21 protein-coding genes are annotated in these 23,616 nt (G+C 67.0%); 7 read left to right on the top strand and 14 right to left on the bottom strand.

Annotated elements, in window-relative coordinates; genetic code table 11:
* Positions 1-10: 10 nt before the first annotated feature.
* A complete protein-coding gene (locus AC07WS_RS24380; RefSeq protein WP_494731558.1) occupies positions 11-490 on the top strand; it encodes a GNAT family N-acetyltransferase in 480 nt (159 codons plus the stop codon).
* Between the two features lie 221 nt (positions 491-711).
* Here AC07WS_RS24380 and AC07WS_RS24375 read toward each other — a convergent pair whose 3' ends face one another.
* The 5 genes from AC07WS_RS24375 to AC07WS_RS24355 form a co-directional block, all read right to left on the bottom strand.
* Positions 712-1,176 carry a cache domain-containing protein gene (locus AC07WS_RS24375; RefSeq protein WP_494731557.1) on the bottom strand — a complete coding sequence of 155 codons (465 nt, stop codon included), beginning with the start codon at positions 1,174-1,176 and terminating at the stop codon, positions 712-714.
* A gap of 9 nt (positions 1,177-1,185) precedes the next feature.
* Positions 1,186-2,262 carry a porin gene (locus AC07WS_RS24370; protein ID WP_494731556.1) on the bottom strand — a complete coding sequence of 359 codons (1,077 nt, stop codon included), beginning with the start codon at positions 2,260-2,262 and terminating at the stop codon, positions 1,186-1,188.
* 70 nt (positions 2,263-2,332) lie between these two features.
* Positions 2,333-5,944: a hydantoinase B/oxoprolinase family protein gene (locus AC07WS_RS24365; RefSeq protein WP_494731555.1), complete on the bottom strand. Its 3,612-nt coding sequence runs from the start codon at positions 5,942-5,944 to the stop codon at positions 2,333-2,335.
* Positions 5,945-5,961: 17 nt separating this feature from the next.
* Positions 5,962-7,233: an MFS transporter gene (locus AC07WS_RS24360; RefSeq protein WP_494731554.1), complete on the bottom strand. Its 1,272-nt coding sequence runs from the start codon at positions 7,231-7,233 to the stop codon at positions 5,962-5,964.
* 81 nt (positions 7,234-7,314) lie between these two features.
* Positions 7,315-8,106, bottom strand: coding sequence for a putative hydro-lyase (locus AC07WS_RS24355; RefSeq protein WP_494731553.1), 792 nt, complete (start codon positions 8,104-8,106; stop codon positions 7,315-7,317).
* 147 nt (positions 8,107-8,253) lie between these two features.
* On the opposite strand from AC07WS_RS24355, the gene AC07WS_RS24350 reads away from it, so the two are divergent.
* Positions 8,254-9,189, top strand: a complete 936-nt coding sequence (locus tag AC07WS_RS24350; protein WP_494731552.1) for a LysR family transcriptional regulator — start codon at positions 8,254-8,256, stop codon at positions 9,187-9,189.
* A 116-nt stretch (positions 9,190-9,305) separates the two neighbouring features.
* Positions 9,306-11,042 carry an extracellular catalytic domain type 1 short-chain-length polyhydroxyalkanoate depolymerase gene (locus tag AC07WS_RS24345; protein ID WP_494731551.1) on the top strand — a complete coding sequence of 579 codons (1,737 nt, stop codon included), beginning with the start codon at positions 9,306-9,308 and terminating at the stop codon, positions 11,040-11,042.
* Between the two features lie 11 nt (positions 11,043-11,053).
* Here the strand turns inward: AC07WS_RS24345 and AC07WS_RS24340 are convergent, their stop codons facing one another.
* The gene (locus tag AC07WS_RS24340; protein ID WP_494731550.1) at positions 11,054-13,087 is read right to left on the bottom strand and encodes a 2Fe-2S iron-sulfur cluster-binding protein; all 2,034 of its coding nucleotides are present in this window, start codon (positions 13,085-13,087) and stop codon (positions 11,054-11,056) included.
* 21 nt (positions 13,088-13,108) lie between these two features.
* Entirely contained in the window at positions 13,109-13,732 is a 624-nt protein-coding gene (locus AC07WS_RS24335; protein ID WP_494731549.1) for a glutathione S-transferase family protein, read from the bottom strand.
* A gap of 121 nt (positions 13,733-13,853) precedes the next feature.
* On the opposite strand from AC07WS_RS24335, the gene AC07WS_RS24330 reads away from it, so the two are divergent.
* The gene (locus AC07WS_RS24330; RefSeq protein ID WP_494731548.1) at positions 13,854-14,759 is read left to right on the top strand and encodes a LysR family transcriptional regulator; all 906 of its coding nucleotides are present in this window, start codon (positions 13,854-13,856) and stop codon (positions 14,757-14,759) included.
* A gap of 14 nt (positions 14,760-14,773) precedes the next feature.
* On the opposite strand, the gene AC07WS_RS24325 is transcribed toward AC07WS_RS24330, so the two are convergent.
* Both AC07WS_RS24325 and AC07WS_RS24320 read right to left on the bottom strand, forming a co-directional pair.
* Entirely contained in the window at positions 14,774-16,435 is a 1,662-nt protein-coding gene (locus AC07WS_RS24325; RefSeq protein WP_494731547.1) for a hypothetical protein, read from the bottom strand.
* An 82-nt stretch (positions 16,436-16,517) separates the two neighbouring features.
* Entirely contained in the window at positions 16,518-17,417 is a 900-nt protein-coding gene (locus AC07WS_RS24320; RefSeq protein ID WP_494731546.1) for a DMT family transporter, read from the bottom strand.
* 147 nt (positions 17,418-17,564) lie between these two features.
* Between AC07WS_RS24320 and AC07WS_RS24315 the strand changes: the two genes are divergently transcribed.
* The 3 genes from AC07WS_RS24315 to panC are packed head-to-tail and all read left to right on the top strand — an operon-like array spanning position 17,565 to position 19,602.
* On the top strand, positions 17,565-17,774 hold the full coding sequence (locus tag AC07WS_RS24315; RefSeq protein WP_008450053.1) for a DUF3460 family protein: 210 nt from the start codon (positions 17,565-17,567) through the stop codon (positions 17,772-17,774).
* 18 nt (positions 17,775-17,792) lie between these two features.
* Positions 17,793-18,719, top strand: coding sequence for a segregation and condensation protein A (locus AC07WS_RS24310; protein WP_494731545.1), 927 nt, complete (start codon positions 17,793-17,795; stop codon positions 18,717-18,719).
* Positions 18,720-18,762: 43 nt separating this feature from the next.
* On the top strand, positions 18,763-19,602 hold the full coding sequence (gene panC, locus AC07WS_RS24305) for a pantoate--beta-alanine ligase (RefSeq protein WP_494731544.1): 840 nt from the start codon (positions 18,763-18,765) through the stop codon (positions 19,600-19,602).
* Here panC and AC07WS_RS24300 read toward each other — a convergent pair.
* The 5 genes from AC07WS_RS24300 to AC07WS_RS24280 all read right to left on the bottom strand — a co-directional run bounded on the left by AC07WS_RS24300 (position 19,599) and on the right by AC07WS_RS24280 (position 23,588).
* The gene (locus AC07WS_RS24300) at positions 19,599-20,030 is read right to left on the bottom strand and encodes a hypothetical protein (protein ID WP_494731543.1); all 432 of its coding nucleotides are present in this window, start codon (positions 20,028-20,030) and stop codon (positions 19,599-19,601) included. The genes panC and AC07WS_RS24300 overlap by 4 nt on opposite strands.
* A 63-nt stretch (positions 20,031-20,093) precedes the next feature.
* A complete protein-coding gene (locus tag AC07WS_RS24295) occupies positions 20,094-21,302 on the bottom strand; it encodes an EAL and HDOD domain-containing protein (protein ID WP_494731542.1) in 1,209 nt (402 codons plus the stop codon).
* Positions 21,303-21,347: 45 nt separating this feature from the next.
* The gene (cheZ, locus tag AC07WS_RS24290; protein ID WP_494731541.1) at positions 21,348-21,992 is read right to left on the bottom strand and encodes a protein phosphatase CheZ; all 645 of its coding nucleotides are present in this window, start codon (positions 21,990-21,992) and stop codon (positions 21,348-21,350) included.
* Between the two features lie 2 nt (positions 21,993-21,994).
* The gene (gene cheY / locus AC07WS_RS24285) at positions 21,995-22,384 is read right to left on the bottom strand and encodes a chemotaxis response regulator CheY (protein WP_008450066.1); all 390 of its coding nucleotides are present in this window, start codon (positions 22,382-22,384) and stop codon (positions 21,995-21,997) included.
* Between the two features lie 133 nt (positions 22,385-22,517).
* Positions 22,518-23,588 (bottom strand): protein-glutamate methylesterase/protein-glutamine glutaminase, encoded by a 1,071-nt coding sequence (locus tag AC07WS_RS24280; protein ID WP_494731540.1) that lies wholly within the window; start codon positions 23,586-23,588, stop codon positions 22,518-22,520.
* Between the last annotated feature and the right edge of the window lie 28 nt (positions 23,589-23,616).

Raw genomic sequence — 23,616 nt, 5'->3', positions numbered from 1 at the left:
GGACGTGGGCATGAACATCGTGGTTCGGGAAGCAAGGAATGACGATGTCCAGCTGATCGCCGAGCTCACGCGCGCCGCGTGGGCCGGCAAGGTCAGCGTCACTTCCAGCGGCCACCGCGAGACCGCCGTCCTGGTCGCAGACCATCTGCGCGACGGCGGCGGTTTTATTTTGCTGGTGGACGAACAGCCGGTGGGTTCGGTGCGCTGGCTGCCGCTGGACGCCGAGCCGGACGTGTGGGAAGTGTGCCGCATGGGCGTGCTGCCGCAATACCGGGGCAGCAACCTGTCGCAGCATCTGCTGGAGGCGGTGATCCACCACGGCCTGGCCTGCGGCGTGGAGGAAGTGCGGCTGGCCGTGCGCAGCGACCAGCCCAAGCTGATCGACTTCTACTCCGCCTTCGAATTCGAACTGGCCGAGGAACTCGAATACACGCACGCCAATCCGCTGGAGCCGCCGCCGCTGGTGATGCGGCGCATGCTCAGGTACTGAGCTGATCCGCGCCGAGGGTGCGCGATGGGAGAGGCCGCGCGCATCCTTCGACAGATCGTACTATTTCCGCCCTCTGGTTCCTGCTCCCGTCTTCTATTTCCATCTATTTTGTTTGCTGCGCCTGCACATAGCGCGGAACCAACGGGAATAGAGGGAAATAGATGGGCGAAATAGTATGGTCTGGCGAAGGCCCGAATTACGCCTCCCCCTATACATACTCCTTACTTGTAGATGCCGCAGCCGATCACCACGTCGTCCACGCGCTCGACGTAGGTGCGCTTGCCGTCGATGCTGCCGGTGGTGGGGTTGGGCCACTTGTAATCGACCCAGCCCTTGCCCTCCTTGCTCATCCCCAGCGCCAGGATGTCCTTGATCAGGTACTTGCCATCGGCGTCCTTCATCTCCAGCACGTTTTTGCCCACCAGCTTGACGTTGGCGCCGTTGGCCAGCTCCACGCCGTCGCCGTTGGCGCCGAAGGCAAAGATGTACAAGTCCTTATGAATAAAGGCGCCCTTGGGATTATTGAACTCGGCCAGCGCCTTCTCCTTGCCGTTCTTCTTCATGAATTCGGCGGCTTTCTTGACCATCGCCACCGCTTCATCGGCAGTACCCTTCTCCGCCGCGCCGGCGCCCAGCGCAGCGAACATCATCAACGCAGCAAACATACCCGTGAATAGTTTTTTCATGACCTCTCCTTAGAAAACGTGACGAATGCCGAGATTGAGACCGCGGTTGCCGGTGCCGCCCTCGATCGCGCTGCCGACCGTGTAACCCGCGCCGTTCTTGTTGCGGATGTAAGCATACACCCCGTACAAGTCCGTGCGCTTCGACAGGTAGTAGCGATAGCCCGCCGCCAGCTGCTCCGCATCCTGATTGAAGCTGGTCTTGTCGTTCTTGCGGATGTAGGAACCGATCCACGTGCCCATCCCCTGCGGCACGGTCACGCCCAGCAGCACCACGCTGCTGTCGATCGACGGCGTCGGCGCCACCGCGTAGCCGAACGGATTGTTCAGATTACGCGGCAAGGCGCTGTTCATGCCCTTGTCCACGCCATACGCGAAGTGCGCCTTCGCCACGCCGAAGTCGTACAGCGCCGTCAGCACGGTGTTCTTTGCGCTGCTGGTGTTTTTCAGCGTGGCCGTATCGTTGTTGCGGTTGTGATGCGCCAGGCGCAGCACCAGCGGGCCATTCGCGTAACCGACCGCGCCGCCGAACTGGCGCTGCGCCGTGCTGTCGCCAGCCACCTCGCCCACGCCGTAGACCACTTCCGCATTGAAGCCGTTCACCACCGGCGACGTGTACTTGACCGCGTTGTCCATGCGGCTGGCGCTATTACCGGTGGACGCCATCAGGTTCTTGGTGTCGCCCGCAGTGCCGGAGCCGAAGGGATCGACCGCCGCCACCGCCAGATACTGCGGCGTGTACTGGCGGCCCAGCGTCAGCGTGCCGGCCGTCTTGCTCTGCAGGCCGACGTAGGCCTGGCGGCCGAACAGCAGGCCGCCCTGCCCCATCGCGCCGGTATCGGCCTGGAAGCCATTCTCCAGCAGGAAGATGGCCGACAAGCCGTCGCCCAGATCCTCCGTGCCCTTAAAGCCCAGCCGCGAGCCCGATTCCACGCCGCTGGTCAACTTGGTGCTGGACGCCGCGGCGCCAACGCCGCCGCTCTCGCGCACCAGCGCCATGTCGACGATGCCGTACACCGTCACGTTAGATTGAGCGGCAGCCGCTCCAGCCAAGGCGCTCAGCGCCAGCGCAAACATAGTTTTCTTCATTTTGTCCCCAGTTGTTCAGGCTCTGAAATTGAAGGCGGGATAACGAGCCCTGGCTACCCCGCCCATCTGCTTATTTGATGCCGAAGCCGCCGCCGCCCGGCGTCTCGATCGCGAACACGTCGCCGGCCTGCATCTCCGCGGTGTGCGTGGCGCCGAATTCCTCGATCGATCCATCGCCGCGCTCGACCCAGTTGCGGCCCAGCGCTCCCGGCGCCGCGCCTTCCAGGCCGAACGGCGCGATGCGGCGGTGGCCAGCCAGGATGTTGGCCGTCATCGCCTCCAGGAAGCGGATGCGGCGCAAGGCTCCGTCACCGCCACGCTGCGCACCCTCGCCGCCGCTGCCGCGCCGGATCGCGTGCGTTTCCACCAGCACCGGGAAGCGCCATTCCAGCACCTCGGGATCGGTCATGCGCGAGTTGGTCATGTGCGTCTGCACCGCCGCCGTGCCGTCGAAGCCCGGCCCCGCGCCGGAACCGCCGGCGATGGTCTCGTAGTACTGGTGCTCCGCATTCCCGAAGGTGAAGTTGTTCATCGTGCCCTGCGAGGCCGACATCACGCCCAGCGCGCCATACAGCGCGTCGGTGACGTACTGCGACACCTCCACATTCCCCGCCACCACCGCCGCCGGATAGCGCGGATTGAGCATCGAGCCTTCCGGGATAATCAGCTTGAGCGGCTTCAGTACGCCCTCGTTCATCGGGATGTCGCTGTCGATCAGCGTGCGGAACACGTACAGCACGGCCGCCTTGCAGACCGACAGCGGCGCGTTGAAGTTGGTCGGACGCTGCTCGCTGGTGCCGGTGAAGTCCACCGTGGCACTGCGGCTGGCATGGTCGATGGTCAGCTTCACCTTCAGTACCGCGCCGTCGTCCATCTCGTAGGCGAAGCTGGCGTCGCGCAGGCCGCCGATGGCCTTGCGCACCGCCGCCTCGGCGTTGTCCTGCACGTGCTGCATGTAGGCCAGCACCACGTCCTCGCCGTAGCAGGCCACGGCCTTCAGCAGCTCGTTGGCACCGGTCTCGCAGGCGCCCAGCTGGGCGATCAGGTCGGCGATGTTCTGGTCGATATTGCGGCTCGGCCAAGGGCCGGCGCCAAACAGCTCGCGCACCAGCGGCTCCATGAACACGCCCTTGTCGACGATCTTAATGTTATCGAGCAGGACGCCCTCCTCCAGGATGCTGGTGCTGTTGGGCGGCATGGAGCCGGGCGTGATGCCGCCGACGTCGCCGTGGTGGCCGCGCGCGGCGACGTAGAACAGCGGCTTGTCGCTGTCGCCGTACACCGGGCAGACGATGGTGATGTCCGGCAGGTGGGTGCCGCCGTTGTACGGCACGTTGAGCACATACGCATCGCCCGGCGCCATCGTGGCCGCATGCTGGCGGATGACGCACAACACGCTGTCGCTCATCGAGCCCAGATGCACGGGAATGTGCGGCGCGTTGGCGATCAGGTTGCCGTGGCGGTCGAAGATGGCGCAGGAGAAGTCCAGCCGCTCCTTCATGTTAACCGAGTAGGCGGTGTTCTCCAGCGTGGTGCCCATCTGCTTGGCGATCGCCATGAACAGGTTGTTGAATATCTCCAGATGAATCGGATGCACGGCGGTGGTCATCTTGTGCGCGCTGCCGGCGGCCGCGCTGCGCTCCAGCATCAGCGTGTGGTCGGGCAGCACGCGCGCGGTCCAGCCGGCGTCCACCACGGTGGTGGCGATCTCCTCGCGGATCAGCGCGGGGCCGGCCACGCGGCTGCCCACCGGCAGCTCGGCGCGCACGTGCAGCGCGATCGGTACGGTCTGACCATCGACATAGCTGTAGACGCGGCCCGGCGAATCGCCGCCACCGCCGGCCGGCACTTCGATGACGAAGTCGGCGCCGTCGCCCGCGCCTATCGCTTCGGCGGACACCGATTCGATCACCAGCGGCTGGCCTTCCATGACGAAGCCGAAACGGCCGCGATACAGCGCCGCAAAGGCCTCGCTCATCTCGGCCATGCCGTCCAGCGGAATGACGAAGGCGGAATCGCTGTCCTGGTACTTCAGGCGCGCGCACAGTTCGACGCGGATGTCCTCCTGCGCCACCTGCTGCTCCAGCAGTTCGGTGGCGGCGTCGCGCGCCAGCGCCACCAGTTGCGGCCCCAGATCGGCCAGCGTGGCCTCACTCAAAGGCTGCTCGACCGCGCCCTCGCGCATGGCGCGGATGTCGGCCAGGCCCATGCCGAACGCGGACAGCACGCCGGCGAACGGATGGATCACAATCTTGGTCATGCCCAGCACATCGGCCACGCGGCAGGCGTGCTGCCCGCCGGCGCCGCCGAAGCAGCACATGGCGTAGCGGCTGACGTCATAGCCGCGCTCCACCGAGATCGACTTGATCGCCTGCGCCATGTTGTCGACCGCCACCGCCAGGAAGCCGTCGGCCACGGCGGACGGCGACAGCCGCGTGCCGGTTTCGCGGGCGATCTTCTCGGCCAGTTCGCCGAAGGCGCGCACCACCACGTCGCGGTCCAGCGGCTGGTCGCCGTTCGGGCCGAACACGCGCGGGAAGTGCTCCGGCTGGATACGGCCCAGCATCACGTTGCAGTCGGTGACGGTCAGCGGGCCGCCCTTGCGGTAGCTGGCCGGCCCCGGATTGGCGCCCGCCGATTCCGGCCCGACCTTGAAGCGGCCGTTCTCGAAGCTGCAGATCGAGCCGCCGCCCGCCGCCACGGTATGGATGTGCATCATCGGCGCGCGCACCCGCACGCCGGCCACCACGGTCTCGAACACGCGCTCGTAGGCGCCGTCGTAGTGGGCCACGTCGGTCGAGGTGCCGCCCATGTCGAAGCCGATCACCTGTTTCAGGCCGATCGCCTCGCAGCTCTTGACCGCGCCGACGATGCCGCCGGCAGGGCCGGACAGGATCGCGTCCTTGCCCTGGAAGCGGCCGGCGTCGGTCAGGCCGCCGTTGGACTGCATGAACATGATGCGCACGTCGCCGGTGTCGGCCGACACCCGCGACACGTAATCGCGCAGCACCGGCGACAGGTAGGCATCGACCACCGTGGTATCGCCCCGGCCGACGATCTTCATCAAGGGGCTGACCTGGTGGCTGACGGATATCTGCGTGAAGCCCACCTCCTCGGCCAGCGCCTGCAGCCGCTGCTCGTGCTGCGGATAGCGGTAGGCGTGCATCAGCACGATGGCGATGGCGTCGATGCCCATGGCGCGCAGCGCCACGAACTGGCCGCGCAGGTGCTCCTCGTCCGGCACCTCCAGCACCTCGCCGCGCGCGCCGATGCGCTCATCGATCTCGATCACTTTTTCGTAGATCAGGTCCGGCAGCTCGATGCGCATGGCGAAGATGTCCGGCCGGTCCTGGTAGCCGATGCGCAGCTGGTCGGCGAAGCCGCGCGTGATCGCCAGCGCGGTGCGCGCGCCCTTGCGCTCCAACAGCGCGTTGGTGGCGACGGTGGTGCCCATCTTGATCACTTCGATCTGCCCGGCCGGCAGCGGATCGCCGGTCTTCAGTCCCAGCATGTCGCGCATGCCCTGCGTGACGGCGTCGTCGTAGCGCTCCGGGTACTCGGACAGCAGCTTGTGCGTGACCAGCTTGCCGTCCGGACGGCGCGCGACGATGTCGGTGAATGTACCGCCACGGTCGACCCAGAACTGCCAGCGGAGTTGTTGAGCGGGGATGTCGTTTTTCATGGTCTTACCTTTTTGATTCAGGATTCAAGTTGTTTGCCGGCGGTTTCGGGCAGCGTCAGCGCGGCCAGGATCATCACGCCGTAGGCGGTGCCTGCGAACACACCGATCGCCTCGCCCAGCGCCATCGACTGGCTGCTCATGCCTATCATCAGCGGGAACAGCGAGCCGATGGCGCGGCCCATGTTGTAGCTGAAGCCCTGGCCCGAACCGCGTATCTCGGTCGGGAACAATTCGGTCAGGAAGGCGCCCATGCCGCTGAACACACCGGACACGCAGAAGCCCAGCGGGAAACCGAGGAACAGCATCACGCCGTCCGTCACCGGCAGCCGGGTGTAGGCCAGCGCGATGCACAGCGAGCCGGTGGCGAACAGGATGAAGTTCTTCTTGCGGCCCAGGTAGTCGGTCAGGAAGGCGCTGACGATGTAGCCCACATAGGAGCCCACGATCACCATCGCCAGGTAGCCGCCGGTGCCCAGCACCGTCAGATGGCGCTCGGTTTTGAGGAAGGTCGGCAGCCAGGTGGTGATGGCGTAGTAACCGCCCTGGGCGCCGGTGGTCAGCAGCACGGCGCGCAGCGTTGTGCTCAGCATTTTCGGCGCGAATATCTGCGCGAACGAGGCCCGATCGGCCGGCGCCACCTTCTTCTGCTGCGCCACGAACACCTCGGGTTCATCGACGAAGCGGCGGATGAAGATCACGAACAGCGCCGGCAAGATCCCCAGCAGGAACAGCGAGCGCCATGCCCACTCGGCCGGCAGCAGCGAGAACATCAGCGCATACAGCAGCGCCGACACGCCCCAGCCGATCGCCCATCCCGCCTGCACCATGCCGACCGCCTTGCCGCGGTCCTTGGCGCGGATTACCTCGCCGATCAAAATGGCGCCGGCGGTCCATTCGCCGCCCATGCCGAAGCCCATCAGGCCGCGCGCCACCAGCAGCTGGGTGAAGTTCTGCGCCAGTCCGCACAACACGGTGAAGAAGGCGAACCACAGGATGGTCAGCTGCAGCGTCTTGACGCGGCCGATGCGATCCGACAGGATGCCGGCGATCCAGCCGCCAGCGGCGGAGGTCAGCAAGGTGACGGTGCCGATCAGGCCCGCGTCGCCCTTGGACAGGCCCCAGGTGGCGATCAGCGTCGGGATCACGAAGCTGAGGAACTGCGTGTCCATCGCGTCGAGCGCGTAGCCGATCTTGCAGCTCCAGAAGGTGCGGCGCTCCTTGCCGGTCAAGGCGTGGAACCAGGAGAAGAATCCCTCCGGCTGGGTGGTTGATAGTGCTCTGGTGTTCATGGTGGTCCCCTTTTGTCAGGCGTAGCACTCCCCTGCGGACGCGCTGTGCGGGTCCGTCGCGGGTGCCACTTTGGTTTTAAATCAGAACGCTGCTAAAGATGAATTGAGTATGTCCGTCACCAGCATGTAGCCCGGCTGGTGGGTGATCGCCAGCGGCAGGCGCGCGTGGCGTAGGGCTTCCTGCGGCGTCACGCCGCATGCCCAGAAGACCGGTATCTCGTCCGGCATGATCTCGACCGGATCGCCGTATTCGGGCCGCGCGATGTCGGCGATGCCGATCAGCGACGGATCGCCCAGGTGCACCGGCGCGCCGTGCACCGCCGGATAGCGGCTGGTGATCTGGATCGCGCGGATGGCGTCGGCCGCCTTCATCGGCCGCATCGACACCACCATCTCGCCGCCGAACGGGCCGGCGCTGTGGTTGCGGATATGGGTGCGGTACATGGCGACGTTGCGGCGCTGCTCGATGTGGCGCAGCTGGATGCCGGCCTCGATCAGCATCTGCTCGAACGAGAACGAGCAACCGATGGCGAACACCACCAGGTCGTCGCGCCACACCTCGTGCAGCGCGTGGGTTTGCGACGCCAGCTGGCCGCCGCGATAGATGTTGTATCCGGGGACGTCGCTGCGCAGGTCCATGTCGGCGCCCAGGCGCGGCACGTTCCACTGCCCAGGCTCGCCCACCGCCAGCAGCGGGCAGGAACGCGGATTGCGCTGGCAGAAGAGCAGGAACTGGTCGGCATGCGCCTGCGGCAGGATCACCAGGTTGGCCTGGGCGTATTGGCCGCAGTAGCCGGAGGTCGGCAGGCGGAATTCGCCGCTGCGTACTTTGTGACGTAATTCGATCGGGGTCATGGCGCTGGTCTCGTTCATCGCTATCAAATCGTGAATAACTTGCTTGAGTTAAGAATAAACTTGAATAACCCTACACGCCATCTAGTTATTTTTGCTGTTGTTGTATAGTTTTTCTTACCACTCTGCGCTATCTTGGTGCGCCAGGTTAAGGTATTCTTGTTTGCCATGAACACCCGCTTCCTGGAAACCTTCGTCACCCTGGCCCAACTGCGCAGCTTCCGCGCCACAGCCCGCGCGCTGCACGCGACGCCGGCCGCCATCTCGCTGCGCATCAAGACGCTGGAGGAGGAGCTGCAAACGGAGCTGATCGACCGCACCAGCAAGGACTTCCGCCTGACCGCCAACGCAGAATACCTGCTGGGCCACGCCAAGGCGGTGGTCGACGCCACGCGCCGGCTGATGGCGGCGGCGCAGAAGGACAGCGCCATCCGCGGCCGCCTGCGCGTGGGCGTGATCGAATCGGTGGTGCACAGCTGGCTGGCGCAGTACATCCGCGAGTTGAACACCATGTATCCGGAGCTGGAGGTCGACCTGACCGTCGACATGAGCAATGTGCTGGAGCGGCGTCTGCGCTCGCGCGAGCTCGATCTGGTGATCCAGGTCGAGGGCGTCGAAAGCAGCGACATCGTCTCCGAAGCGCTGGCCGTGTATCCGCTGCACTGGATCGCCCGCAAGGGCCTGATCGACACGCGCAAGGAAGGCCTGAACCAGCGCCTGCTGGCCCTGCCCATCCTGACCTTCGGCCGCGGCACCGCGCCGCAGCGCATGATCGAGGCCATCGTCAGCAAGATGGCCAACCTGGCGATGGTGCCGCTGGAGCAGACCCGCATCACCTGCTCGCCGTCGGTGGCGGCCATCGTGCAGCTGGTGAAGGACGGCTACGGCGTGGCGGCCATCCCCAGCCTGTTCGTGGTCGACGCGCTCAAGAACGGCGAGTTCATCGAACTGCCGGTGCAGCCGGAGCCGCCGGCCATCATCGTGTCGATGTGCTTCCACTCCAACGCCGAGATGCTGGTGCACGCCGCCGCCAACGCCGCCCGTCAGGCTTGCGCCGGCTACTGCGCGCAGATCGATCCCCGCTACATCAAGTCGCTGGGCTGAATTCACACCCCGCCGTTTGCACAACAGTAAAAATACTGGGGTGCGCGTGCGCGCGCTTTTTTGAACTACTATTTTCCTGCCGCCGGCGCACCCACACAACGACAACGGAGACTATCATGGCCAACCACATCAAGCGATTGGTGTCGCATATATTCGCCTGTACGATCCTGCTGGCGGCTTGCTTCGCGCAAGCGGCGACGGCCGATCCCGGCGCGTGGAGCGCCCAGCAGACCTGGGCCGCCGACAGCGTCAACGGCGGCAATCTCACCGGCTACTTCTACTGGCCCGCGTCGCAGCCCACGCTGGGCGGCAAGCGCGCGCTGGTGCTGGTGCTGCACGGCTGCCTGCAGACGGCGGCCGGCGACGTGATCGACAGCGCCAGCGATGGCGGCTTTAACTGGAAGGCGGTGGCCGATCAATACGGCGCCGTGATCCTCGCGCCCAACGCCACCGGCAACGTCTACAACAACCACTGCTGGGACTACGCCAACACCACGCACACACGCAGCGCACCCGGCCACGACGCCATCCTGCTCGACCTGGTGAGCCGCTTCGTCAACGATCCGCAGTACGCCATCGATCCCAAACAGGTGTACGTGACTGGCCTGTCGTCGGGCGGCGGCGAGACCATGGTGCTGGGCTGCCTGGCGCCGGACATCTTCGCCGGCGTCGGCATCAACGCCGGCCCGCCGCCGGGCACCACCACCGCGCAGATCGGCGCCGTGCCGTCGGGTTATACCGCCACCACGGCGGGCAATCAGTGCAAGGCGATGGCGGGCTCCAATGCTAGCGCCTTCGCCACGCAGATCGCCGGCGCCATCTGGGGCACGTCCGATTTCACGGTGGCCCAGGCCTACGGGCCGATCGACACGGCCGGCATCCGCCTGGCCTACGGCGGCAGCTACAGCAAGGGCGGCGCGGTGTCGGTGGCCGGCGGCGGCAGCAACGTGCCCTACACCGACAGCAACGGCAAGCTGCGCACGCACGAGATCACCGTGACCGGCATGGGCCACGCGTGGCCGGCCGGCAGCGGCGGCCAGAACGCCAACTTCGTCGACAGCACCAAGGTCAACTACCCGGCCTTCGTCATGGATTTCTGGTTCAAGAATAATCTGCGCGTGTCGTCGACGGCGGGGCCGGTGATGAACTCCTGCGGCACCACGGTGGTCAGCGGCAGCGGCGTGACCGTCAGCGGCGCGGCCACGGCCAGCGGCGGCGTCGCCAGCTACGCGGTGCAGCTGAACGGCCCCACCGCGATCAACGATGCGGCGGCCGGCAGCGGGGCCAGCTTCAGCAAGAGCTACAACGTGGCCAGCGGCTACTACACCGGAAGCGTCACCGCCACCGACACGCTCGGCCAGGTCTCGACTGCCTGTCCGCTGGCGCAGTTCCTGGTTGGCAGCGCGCCGGTGCTGCCGCCACCGACAGGCCTGAGCGCCGGCACGCCCACCTCCAGCGCCGTGGCGCTGGCCTGGAGCGCCGTCAACGGCGCCACCGGCTACAACGTCTACCGCAACGGCGGCAAGTTGAACGCGTCGCCGTTGAGCGCCACCAGTTACACCGCAACCGGGCTGGCGGCCGGCACCAGCTACAGCTTCGCCGTATCGGCGGTGGGTTCGGCCGGCGAGAGCGCGCTGTCGAACGCGATCAACGTCACCACCGCGCCGGCGTGGAGCTGCACCGCCGTCAGCGCCAGCAACTACGCCCATGTGCACGCGGGCCGCGCGCACGACAGCGGCGGCTACGCGCTGGCCAACGGCTCCAATCAGAACATGGGTCTGGATAATCTGTTCTACACCACGATGCTGGCGCAGACGGCGGCCGGCTACTACGTCATCGGCGCCTGTCCCTGAGACGCGCGGCCTTACAGCGCCAGCGTGATGGCCGCGCCGCCAGCGGCGGGGACGGCGGAGCACAGCAGCACCTGCCCCGGCGCGATGTCGGCGGCACAGGCGCGGGTGTATTCGACCGCGCCGCCAACCAGGCCGACCGCGCAGGCACCGCACTGGCCGGAGCGGCAGCTCGACTCGGCCGGCACGCCCTTGGCTTCGGCCAGCGCCAGCAGGCTGTCCGCGCTGCCGTCCCACATCGCCGTCACGCCGGATTGCGCGAACTGCACCGGCACCGGCGCGGCCGGCGGGCCGGGACGCTCGGTGGCGTTGGCTGCCGCCTTGGCGTCGCGCCGCACGCTGGCCGGCCCGAAGGCCTCGAAGCGGATGCGCGCATCGGCGACGTTCAGGCCGCGCAGGCCATCGTACATCTGCTGCATGAAGGACGCCGGGCCGCACAGGTAGAAATCGTAATCGTCGAACGGCAGCTGTGATTTCAGCCAATCGAGGTCGATGCGGCCGCTGCTGGCCTGCCAGTTGGCGATCTCGCTGCGTTCGCCCTCCCCGCCGCTGTAGCGTATGTGGACATTGAGGTTGCGGTGGCCCGCCGCCATCGCCTGCAGATGCGCTGCAAACGCATGCTCGTCGCGGTTGCGCGCGCCATGAAAAAAGTGGATGGCATGCCGGTGGCGCGTGCGGCTGCCGTTCACCAGCAAGCCGTTCAGCATGGCGATCATCGGCGTGATGCCGATGCCGGCCGACAGCAGCACCGCCGGACGCCGCGTGCCCCGCTCGAAGACGAAATCGCCGCCGGGCCCCAGCAGCTCGACGCGCGCGCCCGGCGCCAGATGGTCGTGCAGCCAGCCGGAGACGGCGCCGTCGCGCTTGACGCTGATGCGGTAGCGGCGCCCGTTCGGCGCGTCGGACAAGGTGTAGCTGCGGATGCGCGGCGCGGCCTCGCCGTCCGCCGGCGCGCGCAGCGAGATGAACTGGCCCGGCACATGCGCGGCCACCGCCATGCCGTCCGCCGGCTCCAGATAGAACGATTGCACGGTGGCGCTTTCGCGCACCACCTCGGCCACGGTGTAGGGCCGCCACGCGCTGGTCAGCGCGGCCGCTTGCAGCACGCGATCCGCCTCCTCCCAGATGCCGGTGCGCGCCACCTGCGCGGCGGGCTTGGGCGCGCTCCAGCGGAACGGCAGCGCGCCGACATTGCGCACCACCTCGCGCACGTGAAAACGCAGCAGCTGCTCGGCGCCGGCGAAGGCCCGCAGCTGCGCGCCTTCCCAGATGATCTCCGCGTCCACCGCCACGTGCAGCATGTCGCCGCGCTCGAAGTCGATGAACAGCAGGCCCGCGCGCGGATGGGCGAGCAGATTGCCCATGGTGTTGAAGAAGAAGTTGCCGACAAATTCAGGCGACGTCAGTGTGCGCTCGTCGTCGATCCGCACAAAGCCGGGCCGGCCGCCGCGATGCGAGACATCCACGCCGCGCCCCGCCTCGGTCTCCAGGTTGGCGCTGGCGATGAAGAAGGTATCGGCGCGGGCGATCAACTCGCGGTCCTGCGCGCTCAGCGCGTCGGCGCGCAGCACCAGCGGCGTGGGCGCGGCCGGCACCGGCGTCTGCACGCGGTCCTGGATGTACTGCGGGCAGTTGCCGAAGCTCTGCGTCACCGCCACCTGCATGCGGCCCTCGTCCATCGCCGCGATCACGCCGTTGACGCGGTTGCGCCGGCGCGTGGCCGGCACCAGTCCCAGTCCGCCGATGTGGGCGCCCACGCGCAACTGGCCTTGCAGCGGATCGCCGGCCAGCATGCCGCCGTCGACGCGCAGCGTGCGCGCATCGGGCGTGGAGACGAAGCCGGCGTCGTTGACCAACATGGTCGCCCACGGCTGCCCCGCCCCATCGAGCGCGCCGATAAAGAACAGCGGCAGCTCGCCGAAGAACTGGCGATGCTGGTCCGGCATGTAGTCGCGCACACCGGCGCTGCCTGCACCAGCCATCTGTTCGCGCACGCCCACCCGCTGCTGGATGGCCAGTTCGCCCGCATGGAATGGGGTAACGCTCATGATGGCCTCCGCTTAAATGATTTAAATGATTTCGGGCGCCAGGCCGCAGGCGGTGGCCTGCATCGCCACGAAGCCCGGCAGCGCGCGCACATTGGCCAGCCAGGCGCGGATGTTCGGGTAAGGCTTGAGCGAGACGCCGCCCTCCGGCGCATGCTCGATGTAGCTGAATGCGGCGACATCGGCGATGCTGGCCTGCTCGCCCAGCGCAAAGCGGCGGCCGGCCAGTTCCACCTCCATCGCGTCGAACAGGCGCACCGCGATGCTCTTGGCGCGCTCGTGATCGAACGGCATGCCGAACGCCACCACCAGCCGCGCCACGCACGGGCCGTAGGCGATCTTGCCCGAGGCGTTGGACAGCCAGCGCTGCACCGTGGCCGCCGCCACCGGTTCGCGCGGCAGCCAGCGGCCGCTGTCGTCGTATTTCAAGGCCAGGTAGACCAGGATCGCGGTCGAATCGGGGATGGTCACGTCGCCGTCTTCCAGCACCGGCACTTCGCCGAATGGGCTGCGCGCCAGATGCTCGGGCGAGCGGTGTTCGCCGGCCCGCATGTCGAGCTGGACGAATTCATACGGCAAGTTCAACAGACTGAGGAACAGGCGCACGCGGTGGGTGTGGCCGGAAAGGAGGGAGCCGTAGAGTTTCATGATGGATGTCCTGTGACGATGGATAGTCTGGCCAGTATATTCAGCTACAATCGTGCTGATAAGCTGGACAAAATAGGACACTCAGTTCACCCTAAGTGGACAATCATTCCCCGCACACGCCATGGCCGATTTAAACACCATCAACCTGAACCGCCTGATCACCTTGGTCGCCGTGGTGGACGCCGGCTCGCTGACGGCCGCCGCCGAACGCCTGGGCCTGGCCAAGTCCATGGTCAGCAAGCACATGCAGTTGCTGGAGGCCGAGGTCGGCGTCGCCCTGCTGCTGCGCTCGACCCGCAAGCTGTCGCTGACCGAGGCCGGCCGCGCCTTCTACGAGTCCAGCCGCCAGCTGCTGCAGCAGGCCGAACAGGCCATCGAGCAGGCCCGCAGCGGACGCACCGTCCCGCAGGGCACGCTGCGGGTGGCCGCGCCTATCGATTACGGCGTGATGGTGGTGGCGCCGGTGCTGTCGCAGCTGCGGCGGCGCTTTCCGGCGTTGAAGGTCGAACTGGTGTGCGGCGACAGCCTGATCGATCTGATCGCCGAAGGCATCGACGTCACGGTCAGGCTGGGCAAGCTGGCCGATTCCGGCTACATGGCGGCGCGCGTCGGCCGCATGGTGCGCCTGCTGGTGGCCAGCCCGGACTTCGTGGCGCGCCACGGCATGCCGGCCGATCCGCAGGCGCTGGCGCCGCTGCCCTATATTTCGCTGACAGTGGTGCGCCAGCCCAACACCTTCACGCTGGTGGACCAGGCCGGCAACCACGACGAGGTCAGGATGCGCAACATCGTGTTCTCGACCAACACCGCCACCGCCTGCCGCGCCGCCGCGCTGGCCGGCGACGGCGTGCTGCGCGCGACCTTGTTTTCGGTGCGGGAGGATCTGGCGGCCGGCCGCCTGCTGCCGCTGCTGCCCGAGTGGTCGCTGCCGGAGGGCGATATCCACGCGGTGTTCCCGGCCACGCCGCACCTGCCGCAAAAGGTGCGGGTGTTCATCGACGCGCTGAAGGAAGCGGCGGGCGGCTAGCGCAATTCACGCGATTAGCGCGACTGCGACTGCGGCGGCGCACGGCGGCGCAGGCGCGCCACCAGCGCGGCCCCGGCCACCGCCAGCACGCCGAACCACAGCCAGGTCGCCAGCACCGACGGCGGCTTGCGCTCGCTCGGCGCGCCGGCGTCGCGGAACGAGGCCGGCAGCACGCGCGGCGCCACCGGCACGATTTTCCAGTCCGCGTGGTTGGCCGGCGCGCGCCGCTCGTATTCGCGCAGCGACAGCACCGGATCGCTGCCGTACGCGCGCGACGACGGGAACTGCGGTATCCGCACGAACAGCAGCGCTTCCAGATCCTGGCCCAGTTGCGCCTCCAGCTGCTCGCGTCCGGCGCGGCCCGGCACGGCCAGGCGGGTCAGCAGGTCTTCGGCGATGGTGTTGAAGGCCGCGAAGGGCAGCAGCTCGGTGCGCTCGGTCTTGAGGTAGTCGTAGGCGCTCTGGCCGCTGGCCAGGCTGACCTCCTTCAAGGCCATGTACGGCAAGGCCAGCGCCGCCTTCAGCGGGCTCTCGCCGCCCAGGCGCGGGATCCTCCAGCCCAGCGTACGCAGCGTCTCGACGTTGATGCCGGCGCAGTTGGTGCTGGCGTGGCGGTAGTGGAAATCCTGCCGGTAGAAATGGTTGAACACCCGGCCGATCGCCTCCTGGTACAGCGCCGGCGCGCGCTGGTCCTTCAGCACGGCCACCAGCATATAGGACGGCCGGTACCAGGCCTGGCCGCTGTTGAGGTCGCCCATATAGGCGTCCATCGGCAGGATCGAGGCGACGATGCCCTTTTCGCTGACCGAGGCCAGGCTGTAGAAATTGTTCACCAGCCAGTTGTCCCATTCGCCGGCCGGGCCGAAGCGGCCGGTGGCGACGGCGAAGTGGCCGCCGTAGGATTCATCGTCGTCGCCCTGCGCGCCGTTGAGCATGAAGGCCAGCACCGGCTTGCCGGCCAGCGGCAGCGGCGCGCGGCCGCCGTCGCGCCGCCACAAGGTCCGGCTGGCGAACGGCGCGGTGGCGCCGCCCTGCTCGGCGCGCACCAGGCTTTCGACCGTCTCGCCGCCGGCCAATGGCACGCTGGGCGCGGCCGCGCCGATCGCGTAGCGCTTGGGCCACAGCGTGCGCAGCACGAAGCGTTCCTCGGTCAACGCGCCACGGGCCTTGACGTCGCCGCCGGCAAAGAACGCCAGGCTGGAGGGATCGACATAGGAACGGTTGGTGGACAGTTTCGGCGTCAGCTCGACCGCCAGCGAGAGCGCGCCGTCGGCCCTGGCCAGCCGCGCATCGGCGCCCAGGCGGCCCTCGGCCACATGCGGCGAGCCTATCCACACCAGCGGCGGCGCCTGGTCGCGCGCTCGGCCGCCGGTCTCGGCCAGCCATGCCTGCACGTCCTCCTGCGCCCGCAGCCGTGGCGCGTAGCCGGCCGGGTCGGCCTTGGCCACGGCGATCATGTCGTCCCTGAAGTACCACAGCGCCTGCTCGGGCGCCGCGCAGTCCTGGCAGCGGCCGGTGGCCAATTTGAATCGTTCGCTGGAATACAGGCCCAGCAGGCCGGGCGCGAGCGCGTCCCGCAGGCTGGGTTCGGCTGGCGCCGCGTGGGCAGGCATGGCGGCGCCGATCAGGGCCGCTGCCGCCAGGACGCCGGTGGTGGTGTATGCGCTGTGCCACATGCTGTCGCTCCCGAGAAAGATGGCGAAGCTGCAGTGTAGAGTGGCCCGGCCTGCGGTTTGTTACGCTCCGTCAACCTTTCGCCTAGCGGCGCGCCGACACCACGATGCCGCCGACGATCAGCGCGAACGCGGCCACGTGGTAGCCGTGCGGCGCCTCGCCCAGGAAGGCGGCCGACAGCAGGGCCGTGAACAGCGGCGTCAGGTTGACGAAGAAGGCGCCGATCGCCGGCCCCGCCGCCTGCACGCCCGCGCCCCAGCAGCGGAAGGCGATCACGCCCGGCCCCACCGACACATAGGCCAGCGCGGCGGCCAACGGCCAGCTCCACTGCACCGGCGCCGCGCCCAGCGCCTGCTCGCCCAGCGCGAAGCCGCCCGACCACAGCACGCCGAACGCCACCTGCGCCAGCAGGAAGCCGGCCCAGTCGGCGCGCAGCGCGGCCGGCTCGCGCGCCCGCGTCAGCAGCCAGCTGTACAGCGACCAGGCGATGGTGGCCAGGATCATGAACAGGTCGCCCGCCACCAGCCGCAGCTCCAGCACGTGGCGCCACTCGCCGCGCGCCAGCACCAGCAGCACGCCGGCGATCGACAGCACGGCGCCGGCCATCTGGCGCCGGCTGACCGGCACGCCGAAGAACAGCCAGCCGGTGAGCATCATCCACACCGGCATGCCGGACGCCACCAGGGTGACGTTGATCGGCGTCGAGGTTTGCAGCGCCATGTATTGCAGCGTGTTGTACAGGCCGATGCCGAGCAGGCCCAGCAGCGCGTACTGCTTCCAGTAGCGCCACATGCCGGCCGCGCGCCCGAACACCGGCCCGGCCAGCGGCAGCAGGATGGCGCCCGCCAGCACCCAGCGCAGCAGGTTCAGCAGCACCGGCGGCAGCTGGTCGTGTACCAGCCGGCCTACAATGGAATTGCCGGCCCACAGCAGAGGCGGCAGGGTCAGCAGGAAAACGGTGCGGGGCGTCAGGCGGGTGCTCATCGGGGGTTTTATCGGGGGAAACTATGCAATATTGCAACTTAAGCATAGCCGATTCCGCCGTTTCTCGCTGGCGGCCACCGATAGGATTGGCGTCCGGCTGCCGCGGCGCGGTAAAATAGCCGTTGCTGATCCACCCACTTGAAAAATATGAAACTCTCCAAACAACATTCGATGTACGAATCCGAGCACACCCTGTTCATCAAGGCGCTCAAGGAAAAGAATCCGGGCATGGAAGCGGGCCAGCAACAGGGCCGTGCCCTGCTGTGGGACCGTCCGCCGGTGTCGCTGGACGAGCAGGAGCGCCAGCTGAAATCGGCCATCAAGCAACAAGCCTACGTCTACCAGAACAAGGTCTAAGCACCCGGGGCGGCAAGGATGTTGCCAGACGATACGGCTGAGGCGCAGCCGCCAGCAAGCGACGGCGAACTCGCCGGCGTGGCGGCGCCACTGTCGCCGGAGCTGGCCGAGGCCGCCGATGCCGCCGGCGCCGCCGCGCTGGAAGCGGTTGCCGTCACCACCGAAGTGGCCGCCCTCGCCCGCCTGTACGGCGAGCCGCTGCTCAAGCTGCCCAACGACCTGTACATCCCGCCGGACGCGCTGGAGATCTTCCTCGACGCCTTCGAAGGCCCGCTGGACTTGCTGCTCTACCTGATCCGCAAGCAAAACTTCAACATCCTCGACATCCCGATGGCGCAGCTGACGCTGCAATACCTGAAGTATGTCGACCAGATCCGCCTGTCCAACCTGGAGCTGGCCGCCGAATACCTGCTGATGGCGGCCATGCTGATCGAAATCAAGTCGCGCATGCTGCTGCCGCAGCGCCCGTCCGAGCTCGACATCGAGAGCGACGACCCGCGCGCCGAGCTGGTGCGCCGCCTGCTGGAATACGAGCAGATCAAGCTGGCCGCCTACGACCTGAACACGATCCCGCAGCTCGACCGCGACTTCGTGCGCACCCAGATCTTCATCGAGCAAAGCCTGGTGCCGACCTGGCCCGAGGTCGAGGCCATCGACCTGCAGCAAGCCTGGCTGGACGTGATGAAGCGCGCCAAGCTGACCCAGCACCACAAGATCAGCCGCGAGGAACTGTCGGTGCGCGAGCACATGACCGGCATCCTGCGGCGCCTGCAGTCGAGCCGCTTCGTCGAGTTCGCCGACCTGTTCGACATCGCCGGCGGCGTGCCGGTGGTGGTGGTGAACTTCGTCGCGCTGCTGGAGCTGGCCAAGGAAACCCTGATCGAAATCACCCAGGCCGAACCGTTCGCGCCGATCTACGTGCGGCTGGCGTATTCGCCGGCCTGAACGGCGCCCCATCCATTCCCATTACGCTCATAGCGACCAAGTCATGAAAATCATCACCTCCATAGAAGAATTGCGCGACCAACTCAGCGGCCAACTGCGCACCGCCTTCGTCCCGACCATGGGCAACCTGCACGAGGGCCATTTGTCCCTGATGCGCCTGGCGCGCAAGCACGGCGACCCGGTGGTGGCGTCGATCTTCGTCAACCGCCTGCAGTTCGGCCCGAACGAGGACTTCGACAAATACCCGCGCACCTTCCAGGCCGACGTCGAGAAGCTGGAGAAGGAAGGCGTGTACGTGCTGTTCGCGCCGACCGAGAAGGACCTGTACCCGGAGCCGCAGGAGTTCCGCGTGCGCCCGCCGGACGACCTGGGCAACACGCTGGAGGGCGAGTTCCGTCCCGGCTTCTTCACCGGCGTGACCACCGTGGTGCTCAAGCTATTCTCCTGCGTGCAGCCGCGCGTGGCCGTGTTCGGCAAGAAGGATTACCAGCAGCTGATGATCGTGCGCAACATGAGCCGCCAGTTCGCGCTGCCGACCGAGATCATCGCGGCCGAGACCTACCGCGCCGACGACGGCCTGGCGCTGTCGTCGCGCAATATGTACCTGTCGCAGGCCGAGCGCGCCGAGGCGCCGGCCCTGTACCAGAGCCTGAACTTTGTGGCCAACGAGGTGCGCGCCGGCCATCTGGACGTGTTCCAGCTGGAGCACAAGGCGATGGAGGATCTGGCCCAGCGCGGCTGGAAGCCGGACTACATCTCGATCCGCAAGCGCATCGACCTGCAGCCGCCCAGCGCGGGCGACCTGGCGCAGGGCACGCCGCTGGTGGTGCTGGCCGCCGCCAAGCTGGGCTCGACCCGCCTGATCGACAATCTGGAAATTTAAGGTTTGACCGGTGGCGCCGCAGGCGCCGCCGGGGTCAATGGCTGCACGGTGAGGCCCTGCGGCGTGACCTGGATGATCACGGCCGGCACCGCTGCGGCGGCCGGCGCGACGGGCGCAACCGGCTGCGCCTTGGGGATGGCGTTGTTCAGCACGAAGGTCATCACCGTGACGACGATGGTGATCCCCGCCGCCAATACGCCCACCATCCATTTGACCATCTGCGAGGTGGCCCGTTGGAAAGCGCTCTCGATCTTCGCCATGATGGCCTCAAGCTTGGCATCGGTAGCGTCGAAGCGGGTATTGACCGCGTCGAAGCGGGCATCAACCGTGCCGAACTTGGCGTCGCTCGTCCCGCTGGCAGCAGCCAGCCTGGCGTCGAGCCCCTCCACCTTGGCGTCGATATAGTCTTTGTCGGCATTGGAGTTCATACGCCGATGATCCGCCCCGCAACCTGCCCTGTCAACGCGCGCACGCGTCCTGCTTGAGACGGATCAGGCGGCGACGTTTTGCGCCCAGGCCAGCGCGGAGAGATGGGCGCGGTTGACGTCCTCGGGCCCCAGCTTGAGCCCGGCCGCCAGCGAGGCCACCAGGTCGGAATTGAGTTCGCACGCCTCGGCCAGCGCCAAATACGGGCCGTACTTGCCGCTGCGCGTGAGCAACGCCGCCACCACATCGTCCGACAACTGGATGTTGGCCAGCACCTCCTGCATGGCGATGCCCAGCAGCCGGTCCAGCAGCGAGAACATGCCCGCCACGAACACATTCTCCGCCTCGCTCTTGCCCAGCGCGGCCTGCGCCAGCAGCTCGGCCAGGCGGCCGCGCACCACCGCCGTCTCCAGCAGCACCGGCGAATAGCCCGAGGTGCTGGCCGTGGCCAGCAGCAGGGTCAGCCAGCGGTACAGCGGCGTGTAGCCCAGCAGGGTCAGCGCCTGGCGCAGCGACTGGATCTCGCGCCCGGCGCCGAAGCCGGCCGAGTTGATGAAGCGCAGCAGCTTGTACGACAGCGTGGCGTCGCGCTTGAGCACGGCCTCCAGCTGGGCGATGTCGGCGTTCTGCCGCACCATCTGCATCAGCTGCATGATGATGGTCTGGGCCGGATTCAAGCCCTTGGCATCGGCGCTGGGGCGCGGCGTCAGGTGCAGCTTGCCGACGAAGGCGTTCAGGCCCAGCGCCGCGCAGGCGTCGAAGTCGGCCCAGTTGCTGACCGGGCGCGCCACCATGCCCACGCTCGACTGCTTGAGCGCCGCGTAGGCGCGCGCCTGGCTGCCGACGTCGGCGCCGGAAAAGCGCACCTCCACATACGAGGCGATGGTCGGCAGGCGGCTGCCGATGCGGGCCAGGTCGGCCTCGCGCAGCAGCACGCCGACGCCGCCCGCGCGCAAGCCCTGCACGGCGGCCAGGGTGTCGGGATTGGCCAGTTCGGCCGTTTTGAGGGACAGCACGGTGCGCTCCGGCGGCAGCCGGTGCAGCGCGTCGGCCGACAGCATGGCCGGCACCGCGTCGAGGAACAGGATTTTGTCGCGCAGCAGCCAGTTGTCGTCGTCGTCGATCACCTGGCCGGCCACGAAGTCCAGCAGCGCTTCCAGCGCGGCGGGCGACGACGGCGCCGCCCCCTGCTGCTGCCAGCAGAGCTCATACCCAACCACACGCTGCTTGGGATCGAGCAGCGGTTCACGAACGATGAAATTGGTCTGATGCATGATGCTCGTATCGGAGTGGGCCCGCGGCGAACGGGCCGGAACAGATCAGAAGCCCAGACTATCCAGCAAGTCGTCCACCTGCTCCTGGTCAGCCACCACGTTCTCGCGGGTCGGATCGATTTGCGGTCCGTTCAGCAAGCCGTTGTCGAGTTCCTTCTTCATCTGGTCAGGCGCGAAGTCGATCAGCATCTGCACCAGCTGCTTCTCCAGGTTTTGCGCGATCGAGGTGACTTTTTTGATCACCTGCCCGGTCAAGTCCTGGAAATCCTGCGCCATCATGATGTCCATCAGGTGCGCCTTGGTCTGCGAGGTGCCGGCGGTGGCGCCGTCCAGCGCGGCGATGGTCTGCTGCGCCAGCGCGCGCCATTGCTCGTCCGAGGCGCCGGCCGCCAGCAGGCCGTTCCAGGAAGCGCTCAGCTGCCTGGCGTCGCCGGCGATCCGGTCCTGCAAGGGACTGGCCGCGTCGGTGGCGTTCAACACTTTCTGCGCCGCGTCTTCGCTGAGCCGCGCCACGTAGTCCAGCCGGTCGCGCGCGTCCGGAATGTCGGACGCGGCTTTTTCGATCAATTTATCCAGCCCCAGGCCGCGCAGGCTTTCATGCAGGGCGCGCGTCATGTGACCGATGCGCGACAAAAACTCCTCGTTCGGCTCCACCGCACCCGCGATGGCGCCGCTTTGTTGCTCAACCATCATCAAGCTCCGAGCTTCTCGAAGATCTTGTTCAGCTTTTCATCCAGCGTTGCAGCGGTGAACGGCTTGACCACGTAGCCGTTGGCGCCGGCCTGGGCCGCCGCGATGATGTTTTCCTTCTTGGCTTCGGCGGTCACCATCAACACCGGCAGCTTGGCCAGCGCGGGATCGGCACGGATGTTTTGCAACATCGTCAAGCCGTCCATGTTCGGCATGTTCCAGTCGGACACGACGAAGTCGAACGATTCGGCACGCAGCTTGGCCAGCGCCATCACGCCGTCCTCGGCCTCGTCGACATTGGCATAACCCAGTTCCTTCAACAGATTCCGGACAATGCGGCGCATCGTCGAAAAATCGTCAACGACTAAAAATTTCATCTTTGGATCAGCCATGAATTACTCCGTTGTTTCTCTACGCGGTTGTTAATAGTGCCTACAATTGCCAGCAAGTTGTAGGATAGCATTTTCGTTGCTTTAAGGCGAACAAAGTAGCAGTAAAACGTCACACTTGACGATTTAAGGCTTTTTATACCCGCAAAGCGCGCATGCCGTGGGCCGCCAGGTAGCCCAGCACCATGCCCGGCAGCGCCTGCAAGGCCCCCACCTCGTGGGCCGCGCCGACCGCGATCGCCTCGCGCGGCATGCCGAACACCACGCAGCTGGCCTCGTCCTGGGCGAAATTATACGCCCCGGCCCCCTTCATCTCCAGCATACCTGCCGCGCCGTCCTTGCCCATGCCGGTCAGGATCACGCCCACCGCGTTCTTGCCGGCGCACTGGGCGGCCGAGCGGAACAGCACGTCGACCGAGGGCCGGTGGCGGTTGACCGGCTCGGCCTGGTCGATCTTGGTCATGTAGTTGGCGCCGCTGCGGGTCAGGTACAGGTGCGAGTGGCCGGGCGCGATGTAGGCGTGGCCGGGCAACACCCGCTCGTTGCCGGCCGCTTCCTGCACCGAGATCTTGCACAGCGTATCGAGGCGCTTGGCGAACGAGCGGGTAAAACCTTCCGGCATGTGCTGGGTGATCAGGATGCCGGGGCAGTCGGACGGCATCTGCATCAGGAATTCGCGGATCGCCTCGGTGCCGCCGGTGGAGGCGCCGATGATGATCAGCTTTTCCGACGAGGTCAGCGGATTGCGCAGCTGCGGCAGCTGGGCCTGCCCTTCGGCGCCCGCCTGCGGCAGCGTGCGGGCCCGCACGCGCGCCTTGGAGGCGGCGCGGATCTTGTCGGTGATCAGTTCGGTGTACTCGCGCATGCCGGCCTGGATCGAGATCTTCGGCTTGGTCACGAAGTCCACCGCGCCCAGCTCCAGCGCGCGCATGGTGATCTCCGAGCCGCGCTCGGTCAGCGAGGACACCATCACCACCGGCATCGGCCGCAGCCGCATCAGCTTTTCCAGGAAGTCGAGGCCGTCCATCTTGGGCATCTCGACGTCGAGCGTGAGCACGTCGGGGTTGGTCTGCTTGATCAGCTCGCGCGCGACCAGCGGATCGGGGGCGGTGCCCACCACTTCCATGTCGGGCTGGCTGTTGATGATCTCGCTCATCACGCTGCGGATCAGCGCGGAGTCGTCGACGATCAGGACTTTGATCTTCATAAAACGCTACTTTCCGGGCAAAAGGCCC

It is taken from the genome of Duganella sp. GW821-FHT01E12 (assembly GCF_059422325.1).
The sequence above is the reverse complement of the archived record's forward strand: the minus strand, read 5'-3'. Positions and strand labels throughout refer to the sequence as shown.

Bases quoted from the DNA above. Each gene is read 5' to 3' on its own strand.
- AC07WS_RS24295 (WP_494731542.1), bottom strand. From the start codon at position 21,302: ATGCATCAGACCAATTTCATCGTTCGTGAACCGCTGCTCGATCCCAAG.
- AC07WS_RS24355 (WP_494731553.1), bottom strand. From the start codon at position 8,106: ATGAACGAGACCAGCGCCATGACCCCGATCGAATTACGTCACAAAGTA.
- AC07WS_RS24350 (WP_494731552.1), top strand. From the start codon at position 8,254: ATGAACACCCGCTTCCTGGAAACCTTCGTCACCCTGGCCCAACTGCGC.
- AC07WS_RS24380 (WP_494731558.1), top strand. From the start codon at position 11: ATGAACATCGTGGTTCGGGAAGCAAGGAATGACGATGTCCAGCTGATC.
- AC07WS_RS24300 (WP_494731543.1), bottom strand. From the start codon at position 20,030: ATGAACTCCAATGCCGACAAAGACTATATCGACGCCAAGGTGGAGGGG.
- AC07WS_RS24280 (WP_494731540.1), bottom strand. From the start codon at position 23,588: ATGAAGATCAAAGTCCTGATCGTCGACGACTCCGCGCTGATCCGCAGC.
- AC07WS_RS24325 (WP_494731547.1), bottom strand. From the start codon at position 16,435: ATGTGGCACAGCGCATACACCACCACCGGCGTCCTGGCGGCAGCGGCC.
- AC07WS_RS24335 (WP_494731549.1), bottom strand. From the start codon at position 13,732: ATGAAACTCTACGGCTCCCTCCTTTCCGGCCACACCCACCGCGTGCGC.
- AC07WS_RS24315 (WP_008450053.1), top strand. From the start codon at position 17,565: ATGAAACTCTCCAAACAACATTCGATGTACGAATCCGAGCACACCCTG.
- cheY (WP_008450066.1), bottom strand. From the start codon at position 22,384: ATGGCTGATCCAAAGATGAAATTTTTAGTCGTTGACGATTTTTCGACG.
- AC07WS_RS24360 (WP_494731554.1), bottom strand. From the start codon at position 7,233: ATGAACACCAGAGCACTATCAACCACCCAGCCGGAGGGATTCTTCTCC.
- AC07WS_RS24370 (WP_494731556.1), bottom strand. From the start codon at position 2,262: ATGAAGAAAACTATGTTTGCGCTGGCGCTGAGCGCCTTGGCTGGAGCG.
- cheZ (WP_494731541.1), bottom strand. From the start codon at position 21,992: ATGGTTGAGCAACAAAGCGGCGCCATCGCGGGTGCGGTGGAGCCGAAC.
- AC07WS_RS24375 (WP_494731557.1), bottom strand. From the start codon at position 1,176: ATGAAAAAACTATTCACGGGTATGTTTGCTGCGTTGATGATGTTCGCT.
- panC (WP_494731544.1), top strand. From the start codon at position 18,763: ATGAAAATCATCACCTCCATAGAAGAATTGCGCGACCAACTCAGCGGC.
- AC07WS_RS24365 (WP_494731555.1), bottom strand. From the start codon at position 5,944: ATGAAAAACGACATCCCCGCTCAACAACTCCGCTGGCAGTTCTGGGTC.
- AC07WS_RS24330 (WP_494731548.1), top strand. From the start codon at position 13,854: ATGGCCGATTTAAACACCATCAACCTGAACCGCCTGATCACCTTGGTC.
- AC07WS_RS24320 (WP_494731546.1), bottom strand. From the start codon at position 17,417: ATGAGCACCCGCCTGACGCCCCGCACCGTTTTCCTGCTGACCCTGCCG.
- AC07WS_RS24345 (WP_494731551.1), top strand. From the start codon at position 9,306: ATGGCCAACCACATCAAGCGATTGGTGTCGCATATATTCGCCTGTACG.
- AC07WS_RS24310 (WP_494731545.1), top strand. From the start codon at position 17,793: ATGTTGCCAGACGATACGGCTGAGGCGCAGCCGCCAGCAAGCGACGGC.
- AC07WS_RS24340 (WP_494731550.1), bottom strand. From the start codon at position 13,087: ATGAGCGTTACCCCATTCCATGCGGGCGAACTGGCCATCCAGCAGCGG.